The organism is Corynebacterium sp. UD i78, assembly GCF_056280545.1.
Genome location: NZ_JBWCED010000001.1, coordinates 2,277,844 through 2,292,528 on the forward strand (window position 1 = coordinate 2,277,844; position 14,685 = coordinate 2,292,528).

Sequence of the window (14,685 nt, forward strand, 5' to 3'; positions counted from 1 at the left end):
GGCGGTGCAATACTCTGACCGGTCAGAGGTGGTCAGTCGGACGCTATACGGCCCGGACGGGACAGACGTCCCGCCCGGGCGCCCGGACCCAGGTGTCCCGACCACCGCGAGTCACCAGGAGATCCACCCGTGACGACCGCACACACAACTGCACAGACTGCACAGACTTCACCCACCGCACATACCGCGACGCTGACCGTCAACGGAGTGACTCTCCGGACAGACGTCACCGGCACCGGCCCCACCGGCAGCACCGTTCACACCAACGCCCTGGACACCCTGCGCGACCACGGCCTCACCGGCTGCAAGGAGGGCTGCGCCGAAGGCGAGTGCGGTGCCTGCGCCGTCATGGTCGCCCGACCCGACGGCCGCCCCGGTTCCACCACCGGCGAGCACACCCGCTGGGTGCCGGTGAACGCCTGCCTGATCCCCGCGGCCGCCCTCGACGGCCAGGAGATCATCACCGCCGAAGGACTGGGAACCACCACCGACCTGCACCCGGTGCAGGAGGAGATGGCCCGCGCCGGCGGTTCACAGTGCGGTTACTGCACGCCCGGCTTCATCTGCTCGATGGCCGCCGAGTACTACCGCCCGGAGTCTGAACGACCCTTCGACCTGCACTCCCTGTCCGGCAACCTGTGCCGCTGCACCGGCTACCGCCCCATCCGGGACGCTGCACTCGCGCTCGGCACCCCGGACACCGCACCGGACATGGGCGCCGCACACCACGCCGCCGTACCCGTCGATCCCGTCGCCGCCCGACGCGACCGGCCGGCCCCGGCGCCGGCTCACACGGACCTGACCTCGGTCACGCCGACGGGCGCCAGTGCCCGCTTCCGGCGTCCGGCCTGCCTGGACGAGGCGGTCCGGATACTCCGCGACGAGCCGGGGGCGACCGTCGTCGCCGGGTCCACCGACCACGGCGTCCTCGTGAACATCCGCGGTGACCGTCCGGAGAACGTGCTGGCCGTGGACCGGCTGCCGGAGCTGCGCGGCATCACCTGGGCCGACGACCACCTGGAGATCGGCGCGGCACAGACCCTCACCGAGATCGAGCGGTCGGTGGGCCACGCCGTGCCGCTGCTCGGGAAGCTGCTGCCGCAGTTCGCGTCGCGCCTGATCCGCAACAGCGCCACACTCGGCGGCAACCTCGGTACCGGGTCCCCCATCGGCGACACTCCCCCGGCGTTGCTCGCCCTGGAGGCGTCTCTGGTGCTCGCCTCCGCCGACGGCGAACGGGAGGTGCCGCTCACGGACTACTTCACCGGTTACCGGCAGTCGGTGCGCCGGGCTGACGAGCTCATCGCCGCGATCCGGATCCCGACACCGCTGGCTCCCCTGACGGCGTTCCACAAGATCGCGAAACGTCGTTTCGACGACATCTCCTCGGTCGCCGTCGGCTACGCGGTCACGGTCACCGACGGTATGGTGACCAAGGCCCGGATCGGGTTGGGCGGTGTCGCCGCGACCCCGCTGCGCGCCTACGCCACCGAGAAACTGCTGGAAGGCAGCCCGTGGACCGCGGAGACGGTCGCCGCGGCCGCCGCGGTGCTGCGCGCCGAGGGCACCCCGATGTCGGACCACCGTGCCAGTTCCGCGTACCGTTCGGCGATGCTCGGGACGTCACTGGAACGCTTCTTCGCCGAGTCCCCGTCGGCCGGCCAGTCAGTGGAGGCAGTCCGATGAGCCGGCTGTCGCAGCGTCCCGCCGACCCGGTGGTCGGCGAATCCCATGCCCACGAGTCCGCCGCCGGGCACGTCACCGGCACTGCCCTGTACACTGATGACCTGGTCAACCGCTATCCCGGCATCCTCCACGCGTATCCGGTGCAGTCGCCGCACGCCCATGCCCGCGTCCTCGATCTGCGGGTGGACGCCGCCTACGCGATCCCCGGCGTGGTGCGCGTCCTCACCTCGGCCGATGTGCCCGGGGTGAACGACGCCGGCACGAAGCACGATGAACCGCTGTTCCCCGACGCCGACGGCGGAGAGGTCATGTTCGTCGGCCATGCCGTGTGCTGGGTCCTCGGCGAGACCCTCGAGGCCGCCCGACTCGGTGCCACGGCAGTCGAGGTCGACTACGAGGAGCTGCCCGCCGTACTGACTCTCACCGACGCGATCATCCGGGAGAGTTTCCACGGCGCACAGCCGACCATGTTGCGTGGGGACGCCGCCTCCGCCCTGGCGACCGCGGCGACCGACCCCGGGCAGAACACCATGTCCGGCACCTTCGAGTTCTCCGGCCAGGAGCATTTCTACCTGGAGACCCAGGCGTCCATCGCGCAGATCGACGAGGCCGGGCAGGTGTTCATCCAGTGCTCCACCCAGCACCCGAGTGAGACCCAGGACATCGTCAGCCATGTCCTCGGCGTCCCCGCGCACGAGATCACCGTGCAGTCACTGCGGATGGGCGGTGGCTTCGGCGGCAAGGAGATGCAGCCGCACGGCTACGCCGCCGTCGCTGCGATCGGCGCCACGCTCACCGGACGCCCGGTGCGGGTGCGGCTGACCCGTACCCAGGACATGACGATGACCGGCAAGCGCCACGGCTTCCACTCCGCCTGGACCGTCGGGTACACCGACGAGGGCCTGCTCACCGCCCTGGACGTCACACTCACCGCCGACGGAGGATGGTCACTGGACCTGTCCGAACCGGTGCTGGCCCGGGCAATGTGCCACGTCGACAACGCCTACTGGATCCCCGACATCGCCGTGCACGGGCGGATCGCGCAGTGTCACCGCACCTCGCAGACCGCCTTCCGCGGGTTCGGCGGGCCGCAGGGCATGATCGTCATCGAGGACATCCTCGGACGCATCGCCCAGACCCTGGGCATCCCCGCCCGCGAGATCCGGCGGCGCAACTTCTACTCCGGGGACCAGCGCACCCCCTACGACATGCCGGTGCGTCACCCCGACCGGTTGGACGCCGCCTGGTCCCAGGTCATCGACCATGCCGAGGTGGAGCGCCGCGAGACGGAGATCGAGATGTTCAACGCCACGCACCCCGACCGGCGGCGTGCCCTGGCGATGACGCCGGTGAAGTTCGGCATCTCCTTCAACCTCACCGCCTTCAACCAGGGTGGTGCGCTGGTGCTGGTCTACAAGGACGGCTCCGTGCTCATCAACCACGGCGGTACAGAGATGGGGCAGGGCCTGCACACGAAGATGATGCAGGTCGCGGCGACGACTCTCGGTGTGCCGCTGTCGACGGTGCGCCTGGCGCCGACCCGGACCGACAAGGTGCCGAACACTTCGGCGACGGCGGCGAGTTCCGGCTCGGATCTCAACGGCGGGGCGGTGAAGGACGCCTGTGAGCAGATCATCGACCGGTTGCGGGTCGTCGCGGCGTCCCGTCTCGGTGTACCGCCGGCGGATGTGCGGTTTTCGCGCGGTATCGTCACCGCACTCGGCACCGACGGATCACTGACCTGGGAAGACCTCGTGAACACCGCGTACTTCCAGCGGGTGCAGCTCTCGGCGTCCGGGTTCTACCGCACCGAGGGCCTGCACTGGGACGCGTCGGTGATGCAGGGCGAGCCGTTCAAGTACTTCGCCTACGGTGTCGCCGCCGCGGAGGTCGAGGTCAGCCGGTTCGACGGCTCCTATGAACTGCGCCGGGTGGACATCGTCCACGATGTCGGAGACTCCCTGTCCCCGCTGATCGACCTCGGCCAGATCGAGGGCGGGTTCATCCAGGGCACGGGCTGGCTGACGCTGGAGGACCTGCGCTGGGATGACGGCAACCATGACGGCGACCGCGGGTCCGGACGCCTCACCACGGCCGGGGCGTCCACCTACAAGATCCCCTCACTGTCGGAGCTGCCTCCGGAGTTCCACGTGGAACTGCTGGACAAGGCGCACGAGGAGGGCGCGGTGTACGGCTCGAAAGCCGTCGGCGAGCCGCCGTTCATGCTGGCGTTCTCGGTGCGTGAGGCGCTGCGCCAGGCCGTCGCGGCATTCGGGTCCGGCGGTACCGGCGGGAACGTCGTCGTTGATCTGCCCTCCCCGGCCACGCCCGAAGCGGTGTACTGGGCGGTGGAGCAGGTGCGGGCCACTTCCGCTGATTCGGCTGCGGTCCCGTCATGAGCTGGATCGCGGACGCCGCGGACCTGCGCGCCCGCCGGATCCCGTCGGTACTGGTGACGCTGGTCGCCCGGCGCGGCCACGCACCCCGGGAGGCCGGGGCCAAGATGCTCGTCACCGCGTCCGAGGTCCTCGGATCCGTCGGCGGCGGCAACCTGGAGGCAGGGGCTGTCGACCGTGCGCGCGAGATCCTCGCTGCTGCCTCGGCAGGCGAGACGGCCGACCCGGAGTTCCTCGACTTCGCACTCAATGACCGTGTCCCCTACGACCACGGCCGCCAGTGCTGCGGCGGAGAGGTGACCGTGCTGCTCGAGCATCTGCCGGTGGTGCCGACCGTTGCCGTCTTCGGCTGTGGCCACGTCGGCCTGGAGCTGGCCCGGATCCTGTCGCGGCAGGACGCCGAGCTCTGGTTCTGCGATTCCCGACCCGACCGGGTCCAAGCGGTCGCCGACGAAGTCGCCGCCGCAGCGTCAGTCTGTCCGGCGACGGTGCACACGGTGCACTCGATGCTCCCCGAATCGGTGGTCGAGGACCTGCCGGCGGGCACGCACGTGCTGGTGATGACCCACGACCACGGCGAGGACCTGCACCTGTGCGAGGCACTGTTGACGCGCCTGCGTGAGACCGACGACCTCGGGCCGGTCGGCATGATCGGATCCTCGGTGAAGTGGACACGGTTCCGGAAGAAGCTGGCGGACGCCGGATTCAGCCCGGACGAGATCGACCGGATCACCTGCCCGATCGGCCTTCCTGACCTCGGAGGACGCCACCCCGCGACCATCGCGGTGAGTGTCTCCGCCCAGCTGCTCCGGCGCCTGTAGCCGGACCAGTCAGTGCTCTGCGTTCTGCGACGGTGATTCGTGGGGCAGTGGCGTACATGGCGTACATGGCGTACACGGCGTACACGGCGTACACGGCGTACACAATCGTCACGGATCCAGGGATTCGGTACAACACAGAGGCCGAAAACGTGACGATCGTGTACGCGTGACAGGAGTTGCAGCTGGCCTACAGCTGCTCTGCCAGCCAGCTCTCCAGAACCTTCGCGTGGGTGTGGTCGGTGTCCTTACCGGCGAAGAGCAGGAGAACGTCGCCCTCAGCCAAGGCGTCCTTGAGCTGGGTGAGGGCATCGTCCAGTTCCCCGTCCCTGTACCGCTCATCGAGTTCAGCCCGGTACGCGTCCCCGAACTGCTCCCAATTCAGGGCATCGGCGTGGAACTCCCTGCGCAGCTCCGCCGAAGGGGTGAGCTCCTTCGGCCAGCCGGTCAGCGGCAGATCGGTCTTCTTCACGCCGCGCGGCCACAACCGGTCCACGAGGAAGGTCGCGGCGTCCCCGGCGCCCTCGTCCCTCACGTCGTAGGCGCGGGCGATACTCAGTGTTCCCATGCTTCCGAGGCTACGCCCGGGTCAGGGACTCCTCAGGGGTGTCCGGTGCGAAGGTGCTCACCGGCCGGGTCCCGCTGAGCAGCCCCGGCAGGCCGCCACGTTCCCGGCTGAAGAGCACCGCAGCTACCCCGACCAGCAGGAAGAGCAGATCGGCCGGAGCGGCCAATCCCAGCAGTTGCAGTCCGCCGATACCGGCCAGGAACCGCAGGACGCGCCGCATCCACGCCGGCAGACTGCGGCGTCCTGCCACCGGCCCGAACCTGATCTCGACCGCATGGTCACCGATGGTCCGCCCGGTGACCAGCACCACCAGCGCGGAAACCACCAGGGGAACGAGGAGGCTGACCTGCTCGGTGAGGTTCGCGTCCACGGTATCGACGTTCCTGCCGTCCACCACGATCTGCCAGATGTTCACCATCGCCGCGGAGCCGAAGGTCAGCAGTGCAACGACCAGGAGGTCGCACGCTGCGCCGACGGTCCGACGCCTGCGACTGACCTGCTCGCCCACTGTCGGGACGCCGGTATCGCCGGAGGTCGCGTCCTCCCCCGAATCAGCCCCGGAGCGGCGGACCAGCCGGCCGTGCAGCCAGGCGACGACAGCGGCCAGCACTGCGCCGATGACGGCGCCGGAGGTGTTCGCCAGCAGGTCATCGACGTCGAAGAAGCGGTAGGCACAGGAGTAGATCCCCCACACGCCGGTGTACTGCGTCGTCTCGATGAACAGGGAGACGGCGAATCCTGCCACCGCCGACCACAGGATTCCGCGTCCCCACAGCAGGCGCAGGAACAGCCCCAGCGGGACGAAGAAGACGACGTTGAGCGCGACCTGCAGCACCGCCGGATTGGTGAGCAGCGCGCGGGTCGATGAGGTGTTGTAGGCACGGATGTCGTCGACGAACTGCAGCGGCCTGGTCTGCGCTCCCCGGCACACGATGTCCGTGGGGTCCGGCAGCGGCAGCAGCGTGTAGGTCCACAGCGCCATGGCGTAGACGAGGAATCCCACCCAGAGCAGGGTGCGCGAGACGGTCAGCCGACCGTCCCGGCGGTAGTTGAGCCAGACGAAGGGGACGAACAGGACGACGGCCAGCGCGAGGCCGACGGCCACCGCGACGGCCCCGGAGATGACATCATTTTCCATCGGGACGCAGTGTACCGGCGGCACGGCACCGGGTCAGCGACCCGTTCAGTACCCGTCAACCACGGCCAGCGCGTGCAGTTCGTCGGAGACCCGGTCGGCCAGGTCACGGTCGGTCCACATCGCGCGGACGACGGTCTCTGCGTCCCCCTCGGGAAGGGAGGGCACCATGCACCGGGAGCGCAGGTGGGTCAGCACCGCGTGCTGGCGGCGGGCGAACGGGAGCTCCGGGATGAGGCCCCAGGCGCTGCGGTAGACGTCGTAGCCGTCGAGGACTTCGCCGGTGAACAGCATCACCGGGTCGGAGATGTGCTCACGGGTGTAGTTCGGTTCCTCGGTGCCGTCGATGACGGCGAGCTGGTCGTCATCGAGGAAACTGACCCACATCGAGGTCTCGGCGCCGGCCTGGCGGACCGGTGCGGCGGCGATGTAGCCGCGTGGGCTGACGTGGGCGGTGAAGGCGGTCCTGACATCGCGGACGCAGGCCCGGACGAACGGGACCGTCTGTGAGACGCCGTGTTCCCGCAGCTTGACCTGCATCACCCCCGGCGAGGCATTTGATCCGACGGCGACGACCGGGCGCCGTCCGCCGTCGAGGCCGACTTCGGCGAGGGCGAGGTCCCCGGGGAACCAGCCTTCCGAGGTCAGGGTGCCGGACCGGGTGGGCCAGCGTCCCGGATAGAGCCATGGGGTGACCGTGAGGTCGACACCCATGCAGGACTCGCGTGGTGAAGACATGATGTCTCCGAGGCTACGCTTCCACCCGGGGGTGAGCCACGGTCACACGGCGATCACGCGGTCCGGAATCTCCCCAGCAGCCGCGCGGTCTCCTCGGCGATGACGCGCACCACCTCACCTGCCGGAGCCTGTTGGCGGACCAGGCCGACGGACTGCCCGGCGTGCAGTTTCAGCTCCTCGGCGAACTCCCCACCGGACGCGCGCGCGGCGATCAGTTCCTCGTCGGTGACGGTGGGGTCACTGTTGTAGCGGTCGACGAAGGCGTTGCGCACCGTGCGTGTGGGCCACCGGGCGATGTCCCAGTCCTGTTGTTCGGCCCGGTCGTAGACACCGGTGAGGACAGTCGTACCACTGCCCGCCTTCACGGCGGCCGCCTTGAGCTCCTCCGAACCCTGGGATTCCGGGGACGCCAGCAACGCGGTACCGATCCACGCCCCGTCCGCCCCGGCCGCGAGAACGGCGGCGACCCCGCGCCCGGTGGCGATACCGCCGGCGACGACCACCGGGACGCCAGGCGCCTGGACGGCGAGGTAGTCGAGGATCTCCTGCATCAACGGCATGGTGCCGAGGCGTCCGGTATGCCCACCGCCGTCGGTGCCCTGGACGCAGAGGACGTCGACATCGGCCGCCAGTGCCTGACGGACCTGCAGCATGTCGTTGACCGGGGCCACGACGCTGATCCCTGCGGCATGGGCGGCGGGCACCCAGGGGCCGGGGTCACCGAAGCCGAGGGAGAGCACGGTCGGGTTGGCCGCCAGTGCCGCCTCGAACTGGGCGGAGACGCCGTTGTTCTCCGCCGCCTGCGCATCGATCGCCCAGATCATCAGGCCGATCCCGAAGCTTCCGCCTGTCCCCGCGACCTCCGCCTCCGTGGCGATCCACTCCGCGGAGGTACGTGCGCCGACCCCGATCATGCCGAGCCCGCCGGCGGCGCTGACCGCGGCAGCGAGGCGTCCTCCTGCCCTTCCCGCCATGGGGGCTCCGACCAGTGGAAGGTCAATCCCCCAGAGTCTGGTCAGGCGTCCGCCGAGGGCGTCGGACGTGCTCGCGTTCATGTGCTGGTCGGGCTGCTGGTAGCCGTCGCGGTAGACCACAGGTGGCCTCCCCTTCCGGAGTTCTCATTCGGAAACTGTCGTCAGTTTTCGGTCGTGTGTCCCGCAGTCTACAGAGGCAGGTTCACCGCGTACTGTATGCTCCCATGGACATGACCGTGAAGAACGCGAAAGACGTCAGCACCGCTCCCCTCGTGGCCCTGGGCCTCATCGGCGGCTGGGTGACCGCCCGGGAGACCGGCATCCGCCCGCTGGGCACCGTCCCGATGATCGCCGCCCTGGGCTGGGCGAACCGCACCTGGATCGCCAAGGGTGGCGCCCCGGTGGCGGTCGGCCTGACCGGCACCTTCCTCGGCGCCTTCGGCGTCTCCCACCCGCTCGCCAAGAAGATGGGTGCCTGGCCGTCCGTCATCACAGTCACCGCCGTCGCCGCCGGTGCGGCGCACTTCCTGTCGGACGCCAAGAAGTAGTCAGGTCCCTCGTCAGGGCCGTCAGGCCACCGCGGTGTACCAGGCGCCGACGGTGTTCTCCGCCAGCTCCCGCAACTCTGCGGTGTGCGGTTCCGGGTCCCCTGTGAAGCACACCGGATCGACCGCCGTATCCCACCCGTAGCCGGTGGTGATGGCGGTCATCGCCTTTTGTGCGCCGGTGGTGTCGTAGCCACCACGGATCCAGTACCCGGCGGGGACGTTGTGCGCGGTGTAGCTCTCATCGTTCGTCACCTCCATATAGGTCGAGTCGAAGTAGTGCTTCAGTGCACCGGAGATGTACCCGAAGTTGGCGGTGGTCCCGAAAAGCAGGGCGGACGCCCCGAGCAGTTCGGCGGTGTCCGGTTCCAGGGCGTTGCGTTCCCGGACCTCCAGCTGGAGTTCCTCGGGCAGGGTGCTGTTGACCTCGGCAGCGGCCCCCTCTGCGGCGTGGCGCACGGTGTCGGTGATGGCGCGGAGCTTGTCGGTGGGGCTGTGGTGGACGACGAGTAGATAGGGCATACCCCCATCATGCCCGTCATCGTGCACACCGCCCCCAGAAAAGTAGTTAGTCTCGGAATATGAGTAGATTCCAGTCACCCCGCACCAACGGCCCCCTGATCCTCCCGTTCAACGGGAAGGCCCCACGCATCCACTCCTCCGCCTACATCGCCCCGAATGCGGTGATCGTCGGTGACGTGGAGATCGCCGAGGACGCCTCCGTCTTCTACGGCGTGGTGGTCCGCGCCGATGTCGGGACGATCCGGATCGGCGCGCGGTCCAATATCCAGGACAACTCCGTCATCCACACCGAGGAGGACAGCCCGACCGTCATCGGTGAGGACGTCACCGTCGGTCACCAGGCACTCGTCCACGCCTGCACCGTCGGCGACGGCACGCTGGTCGGCATGCAGTCCTCACTGCTGAGCCGCTCGGTCATCGGCGCCGGCTGCATCATCGGCGGTGGTGCCGTCGTCCTGGAGGACCAGGAGGTCCCGGACGGCTCGCTGGCCGCCGGGCTGCCGGCGAAGGTGCGTCGGGAGCTGTCCGCCGAAGAGAGGGAGCACCTCATCACCCACGCCGCCGGATACATCGACCTGGCGAAGGCACAGTCGCTACCGGATGACGCACTGAGTCTCGACGAAGTGCGGTTCAACTGAGGATTGAAGAGTCTCCAGGAGTGATCAACAGAAGGAAATAGGAAAAGGTCCGCACAACGAAGTGTGGACCTTTTCAGTGTCTCATGCCATGCCCTGAGACCGGGCGAGTGTGGTCGATCAGTGCGGCGCCTTGCCGATGTCGACGCCCAGGAAGTTCCCGACAGCGTCGAGGATGCGGAAGACGAAGAGGCCGAGATCCTGGATGATGTCGACGCCGGAACCGAGGATGGAACCCATGGTGTGTCCTTTCGGAGAGTCCTGACGGAGTGCCCGCGCAGGAGTTGATTCTGAGTGGTCAAGCGTGGCCAGAGCTTTGTCTGACCACCGTATTTACTCTGCGGAGGGAGCCCCGTCGCCGGCCGAACCGACAACCGCGGTCAGACCCTCACCGAGGGAGATGATGATGTTGCGGATGAGACCGCCGACGGCGTAGAGGACATCCTTGATGAGCTCAGCAGAACTGTCGATCATGGGGGTACCTTTCGATGAAGTGTTCCCCGGAGCTCCGACAGCGTCGAAGTTGCCGCCTGAACCAGTTACCGCGACCCTCTGCAGGATCTCAGTTTCTACGGGAAGAGCCCGCCGGGAAGATGTGATCTTTCACAGCGAGAATCTAGCACCTGAACAAAGGTAGGCATACCTCAGAAAACTGATTACTACCCCCGTCTAATGAAGGGTGGGCTTGCCTAAATCGCTTCCACTCACGTCTCACGCTGCGGAATTGCAGAACCCCCCTGCACCTGTCTCCCTCCCCCCGCTCCGTAGCGGTATCAGGTCAGTTCGCTACGCAGCACCCGCCCCCGGAGAGGCTCACCGGCCATCCGGCGGATCGGCCGGAAGGACATGCTGACCCGTCGCGTCCAGCGTGAGCGCCAGCGACGACACGTACTGCGTCCTCCCGTGCTCGTCAGGAACGGGCGAGGCGACCATGTCCGGTCGCTCACAGGACTCACCGGTGATCGCACAGGTCAGGCGGTCGTCGACCGGGTTGCCGTCGGCGTCGAACATCGGCAGGTCGATACCGTCGTCCACGCGGCGCAGGTAGTAGCGGCCCTTCGTGACGACCGCGGCCAGCGGAGTGACGATCACGGCGATGCCGGCGGCGAACAGCGGGGAGAAGGCGGAGATGCCGTCACCGAAGGCGCCGAAGAACATGGCCACGGAGATGCCGCCGGACAGGATCACCGAGGTGATGCCGACCGGGTTCCAGTCATAGAGCATGCCGCGGCGGAACTCCGGCACTTTCGGAGACAGGCCGAGCAGGTACTTGTTGATGACGATGTCCGCGGCAACGGTGAAGATCCAGGCGATGGCGAGGTTCGAGTAGAAGCTCAGCACGAAGCTCAGGACACTGAACATGTTGAACTCCATCAGCGCCAGGGAGATACCCACGTTGAAGACCACGAACCACACACGACCGGGGTACTTCTTGAACGAGCGTGAGTAGATGTTCGTCCAGGCCAGGGAGCCGCAGTAGGCGTTGGTGGTGTTGATCTTGATCTGGGAGATGACCACGAGGATCACGGCGAGAGTGGTTGCGAGCCAGCCCGGCATCATCTCGCGGTACTCACTCATGAACTGGTTCACCGGTTCGACGGCGATGTCGGTACCCTGGCCCAGCACGGAGATCATGTAGACCGCGAGGAAGATGCCGATGATCTGCTTGGTCGCACCGAGGACGACCCAGCCCGGTCCACCGCAGATCACCGCGGCCCACCAGGACTTCCGGTTGGCGGCGGTCTTCGGCGGCATGAAGCGCAGGTAGTCGATGTTCTCGGCGATCTGGGCGGTCAGGGAGAGACAGACGCCGGCGGCGAGCATCATCGCGGCGAAGGAGACGGATTTGTCGTCCTCACCGGTGTAGTCGAGGAAAGTGCCGACCGAGCCCGGTTCCTGGATGATGAGCACGACCAGGGGGACGAACATCATGACCAACCACAGCGGATTGGTCCACGAGTGCAGTTTCGACAGCAGCTTCATACCGTAGATGACCAGCGGGATGATCATCAGCGAGCTCACGGCGTAGCCGATCCACAGCGGGATGTCCAGGCCGACCTTCAGGCCCTGCGCCATGATCGCACCTTCTGTGGCGAAGAGGATGAAGGTGAAGGACACGAAGATGAGGTTCGTGATGATCGATCCCTTGTAACCGAAGCCGGAGCCGCGGGTGATGAGGTCGAGATCGACGTTGTAGCGGGCGGCGTAGTAGGCCAGCGGGAAGCTCGAGACGAAGATGAGTACCGCCGCGATAAGGACACCACCGATGGCGTTGACGGTGCCGTGCTCGACACCGATGGTCGCGCCGATGGAGAAGTCGGCGAGGTAGGCGATGCCGCCGAGGGCACTGGCGGCGACGGCGGCCGGCGTCCACCTACGATAATGGCGCGGGGCGAAGCGCAGCGAGAAGTCTTCGGTACCGACGGGAGCGGCGTGGTCGACGGCGGAGGCTGGGGACGTACCGGAACCGGGCGCACCCGCCTGCGTGGCCGGTGCCGTGGTGGCGGTCTGCTGGAGCGTGTCCACTGGAGGTGTCATGTCGGGCAACGCTATGGGCGCTGTATTTCATGCGCGTGACCGTATATGTTTCGGTCATGGGTGTAAGCGTCGTTCACCTGGCGCCCCAGGTTACGGGCACGTGAGATGGCGTGGGACGCCGCTGGTCAGGACGGTCGGAACCCGGCAAGTCTGATCTGTCGAAATATCCGGGCAGGAATCCGTGCTCAACGCCGTCTCGGCGGATTCCTGCTCGCAGATTTCGTCTCATCCTAGCGCGGCGTCCACCAATGCCGGCAGGCCGGACGCGGCAGTGGTCCGCAGTGACCAGGTGGACAGCGGTGTGAGGTCGGTGGCTGCCGGACTGATCTCCACGACGGGGACGCCGCGTCGGACCGCCAGCTCCGGCAGGCCCGCCGCCGGGAAGACGACGCCACTGGTACCGACGATGACGACCAGATCGCAGCCGAACATCGAGGCTTCGGCGTCCGCGAAGTCCTGCTCCGGCAGGGACTCACCGAACCACACCACACCGGGACGCACCGGGCCACCGCACTCCGAACACTCCGGAGGGGTCAGCCGTTCCACGGACCATGTCGGCAGCTCCGGCTCCGGCGCGGGGCGGTCGCACACCGAGCAGCGGAAGGCCAGAAGGCTGCCGTGGAGGTGGGAGACATCCGTGGAGCCGGCGCGTTCGTGCAGGTCGTCGATGTTCTGGGTGGTGACGTGAAGGTGTGCGTTCCCGTCACCGTCGCCGACCGGGGCGTCCTGCCAGCGGGCGATGGCGAGATGACCGGGACTGGGGACGGCGTCCCGTGCCCGGGCGGCCCGCCACAGGTACCAGGCCCACATGGGGTCGGGGTCGCGTCGCCAGGAGTCGAGAGTGGCCATCGCCTGGGCGTCGACACTGCTCCACAGACCGGTGGTGGCGTCCCGGAAGGTGTCGAGGCCGGAGTCCGCGCTCATGCCGGCGCCGGTGAAGACTTCGACACGGCGGGCGGAGCGCGCGGCGTCCTGCAGGTCGGTGGGGATCGCGACAGAAGTCATGCCCCCGAGGGTAGTTACCCGGGCACAGTCAACGGCACCCCGGACACGTCGACGTCTCGGGATCGCAGGATGGTCTCGCGGCGGTTTTCCATCCTGCGGTCCCACGATGCCGACACCCTGATCCCCAGTCCTCCGGTTCAGCGTCCAGGCGACGCTCGTCAGCAGCCCGCATGCGCCTCATTGTGCCTCACACCGCAGGGATCCCGAGGACGGCACCAGTGATGAGCCCCGGCACCACGCCGCTTGTCTCTGCGCCAGACGACAGGGAGTCGCCTCCCCGGAGGATGACACCCCCAATCCAGACCGCCATGACAACGACGAGCACGGTGATCTCCGGAATCAGGCTGCACAGGACATAGTCCTCGGACAGAACCCACACAAGTACAGCCACCGTGACCAGGAGCGACCAGTACATGTACCGCATCCCCACCGTCTCTGCCCGGGACAGAATCCGTTCCTGATACTCGTCATCGACAGAATCCTCCACACGGCGGATGTAGGTGTCCCCGTAGCTCATGGTCACTTCTCCGTTCCCGATGGTCTGCCGGGACACACCGACCGGATCCGCCGGGGAGAGTTCCTCCCAGCGTCGCCAGCGACGGACCATGTTGGTCGTCTCGGCCGCATACTTCGATGCAGCACCGTTCCTACATACAGGAGGTGGAGACCATGACGACAATGTCCTCCCGCGTCCTCCCGCGTCCTCCCGCGTCCTCCCGCGCATTCAACCAGCACGTGAGCTCCGCCAAGCGCTCCGCGCTGATCCTTCGGTCCGACGCCGGATCGCAGCACAGCGTCCGACCGACCTCTACCTCAGCGTCATCACGATCATCGAGCTTGAGCCGGGAGTACGCCGGGACGAACGTCGCGACACCATCCAAGGCCGCAGCCTCCGGAACTGGCTCGAGGACGAGGTGATGGACATCTTCGCCTCACGGACTCCCGATATCGATACCGATGCCGCCGTCCGGGCAGCCTCACTCCACGTCCCGGACCCAGCCCCGGAGAGAGACGCACTCATCGCTGCAACGGCCGTTGTCCATGGCCTTACCGTGGCGACCCGCAATACCCGGGATTTCTCATCGAGCGGCATCTCCTGATCAATCCCTGGGAGCAGTAGACCCA

Annotated in this window: 15 protein-coding genes; 6 read left to right on the forward strand and 9 right to left on the reverse strand. The window is 67.5% G+C overall.

Annotated features, from left to right (window positions below; genetic code table 11):
* The first annotated feature begins 207 nt into the window (after window positions 1-207).
* From ACZ9GM_RS10700 to xdhC, 3 genes are read left to right on the forward strand one after another with little or no spacing between them, the layout of a single operon-like run.
* Window positions 208-1,686, forward strand: coding sequence for a xanthine dehydrogenase small subunit (locus ACZ9GM_RS10700; protein ID WP_476037807.1), 1,479 nt, complete (start codon window positions 208-210; stop codon window positions 1,684-1,686).
* Window positions 1,683-4,085, forward strand: a complete 2,403-nt coding sequence (gene xdhB, locus ACZ9GM_RS10705; RefSeq protein ID WP_476037808.1) for a xanthine dehydrogenase molybdopterin binding subunit — start codon at window positions 1,683-1,685, stop codon at window positions 4,083-4,085. Before ACZ9GM_RS10700 ends, xdhB begins: the two co-directional genes overlap by 4 nt.
* Window positions 4,082-4,903 (forward strand): xanthine dehydrogenase accessory protein XdhC, encoded by an 822-nt coding sequence (xdhC, locus tag ACZ9GM_RS10710; protein ID WP_476037809.1) that lies wholly within the window; start codon window positions 4,082-4,084, stop codon window positions 4,901-4,903. The genes xdhB and xdhC overlap by 4 nt, the downstream gene beginning before the upstream one ends.
* 187 nt (window positions 4,904-5,090) lie before the next feature.
* Here xdhC and ACZ9GM_RS10715 read toward each other — a convergent pair whose 3' ends face one another.
* The 4 genes from ACZ9GM_RS10715 to ACZ9GM_RS10730 are packed head-to-tail and all read right to left on the reverse strand — an operon-like array spanning window position 5,091 to window position 8,396.
* Window positions 5,091-5,468, reverse strand: coding sequence for a DUF488 domain-containing protein (locus ACZ9GM_RS10715; RefSeq protein WP_291474429.1), 378 nt, complete (start codon window positions 5,466-5,468; stop codon window positions 5,091-5,093).
* 10 nt (window positions 5,469-5,478) lie between these two features.
* The gene (locus tag ACZ9GM_RS10720) at window positions 5,479-6,606 is read right to left on the reverse strand and encodes a VanZ family protein (RefSeq protein WP_476037810.1); all 1,128 of its coding nucleotides are present in this window, start codon (window positions 6,604-6,606) and stop codon (window positions 5,479-5,481) included.
* Window positions 6,607-6,651: 45 nt separating this feature from the next.
* Window positions 6,652-7,341 carry a hypothetical protein gene (locus ACZ9GM_RS10725; RefSeq protein ID WP_291474431.1) on the reverse strand — a complete coding sequence of 230 codons (690 nt, stop codon included), beginning with the start codon at window positions 7,339-7,341 and terminating at the stop codon, window positions 6,652-6,654.
* Between the two features lie 53 nt (window positions 7,342-7,394).
* Window positions 7,395-8,396, reverse strand: a complete 1,002-nt coding sequence (locus tag ACZ9GM_RS10730) for an NAD(P)H-dependent flavin oxidoreductase (protein ID WP_291474549.1) — start codon at window positions 8,394-8,396, stop codon at window positions 7,395-7,397.
* A gap of 143 nt (window positions 8,397-8,539) precedes the next feature.
* Here ACZ9GM_RS10730 and ACZ9GM_RS10735 point away from each other — a divergent pair, with 143 nt between their 5' ends.
* Window positions 8,540-8,863: a hypothetical protein gene (locus ACZ9GM_RS10735; RefSeq protein ID WP_291474432.1), complete on the forward strand. Its 324-nt coding sequence runs from the start codon at window positions 8,540-8,542 to the stop codon at window positions 8,861-8,863.
* A 21-nt stretch (window positions 8,864-8,884) separates the two neighbouring features.
* On the opposite strand, the gene ACZ9GM_RS10740 is transcribed toward ACZ9GM_RS10735, so the two are convergent.
* Window positions 8,885-9,382, reverse strand: a complete 498-nt coding sequence (locus ACZ9GM_RS10740; protein ID WP_476037811.1) for a flavodoxin family protein — start codon at window positions 9,380-9,382, stop codon at window positions 8,885-8,887.
* 59 nt (window positions 9,383-9,441) lie between these two features.
* Here ACZ9GM_RS10740 and ACZ9GM_RS10745 point away from each other — a divergent pair, with 59 nt between their 5' ends.
* Entirely contained in the window at window positions 9,442-10,020 is a 579-nt protein-coding gene (locus tag ACZ9GM_RS10745; RefSeq protein WP_291474434.1) for a gamma carbonic anhydrase family protein, read from the forward strand.
* A gap of 330 nt (window positions 10,021-10,350) precedes the next feature.
* Here the strand turns inward: ACZ9GM_RS10745 and ACZ9GM_RS10750 are convergent, their stop codons facing one another.
* From ACZ9GM_RS10750 to ACZ9GM_RS10765, 4 genes are all read right to left on the reverse strand, one after another.
* Window positions 10,351-10,491: a hypothetical protein gene (locus ACZ9GM_RS10750; RefSeq protein ID WP_291474435.1), complete on the reverse strand. Its 141-nt coding sequence runs from the start codon at window positions 10,489-10,491 to the stop codon at window positions 10,351-10,353.
* A 339-nt stretch (window positions 10,492-10,830) separates the two neighbouring features.
* Window positions 10,831-12,555 carry a purine-cytosine permease family protein gene (locus ACZ9GM_RS10755; RefSeq protein WP_291474436.1) on the reverse strand — a complete coding sequence of 575 codons (1,725 nt, stop codon included), beginning with the start codon at window positions 12,553-12,555 and terminating at the stop codon, window positions 10,831-10,833.
* A gap of 225 nt (window positions 12,556-12,780) precedes the next feature.
* A complete protein-coding gene (locus ACZ9GM_RS10760; protein WP_476037812.1) occupies window positions 12,781-13,560 on the reverse strand; it encodes an NAD-dependent deacylase in 780 nt (259 codons plus the stop codon).
* Window positions 13,561-13,747: 187 nt separating this feature from the next.
* Window positions 13,748-14,077 carry a hypothetical protein gene (locus ACZ9GM_RS10765; RefSeq protein WP_476037813.1) on the reverse strand — a complete coding sequence of 110 codons (330 nt, stop codon included), beginning with the start codon at window positions 14,075-14,077 and terminating at the stop codon, window positions 13,748-13,750.
* On the opposite strand from ACZ9GM_RS10765, the gene ACZ9GM_RS10770 reads away from it, so the two are divergent.
* A complete protein-coding gene (locus tag ACZ9GM_RS10770; protein WP_476037814.1) occupies window positions 14,076-14,660 on the forward strand; it encodes a PIN domain-containing protein in 585 nt (194 codons plus the stop codon). The two genes, ACZ9GM_RS10765 and ACZ9GM_RS10770, sit on opposite strands and share 2 nt — an antisense overlap.
* Window positions 14,661-14,685 lie beyond the last annotated feature (25 nt).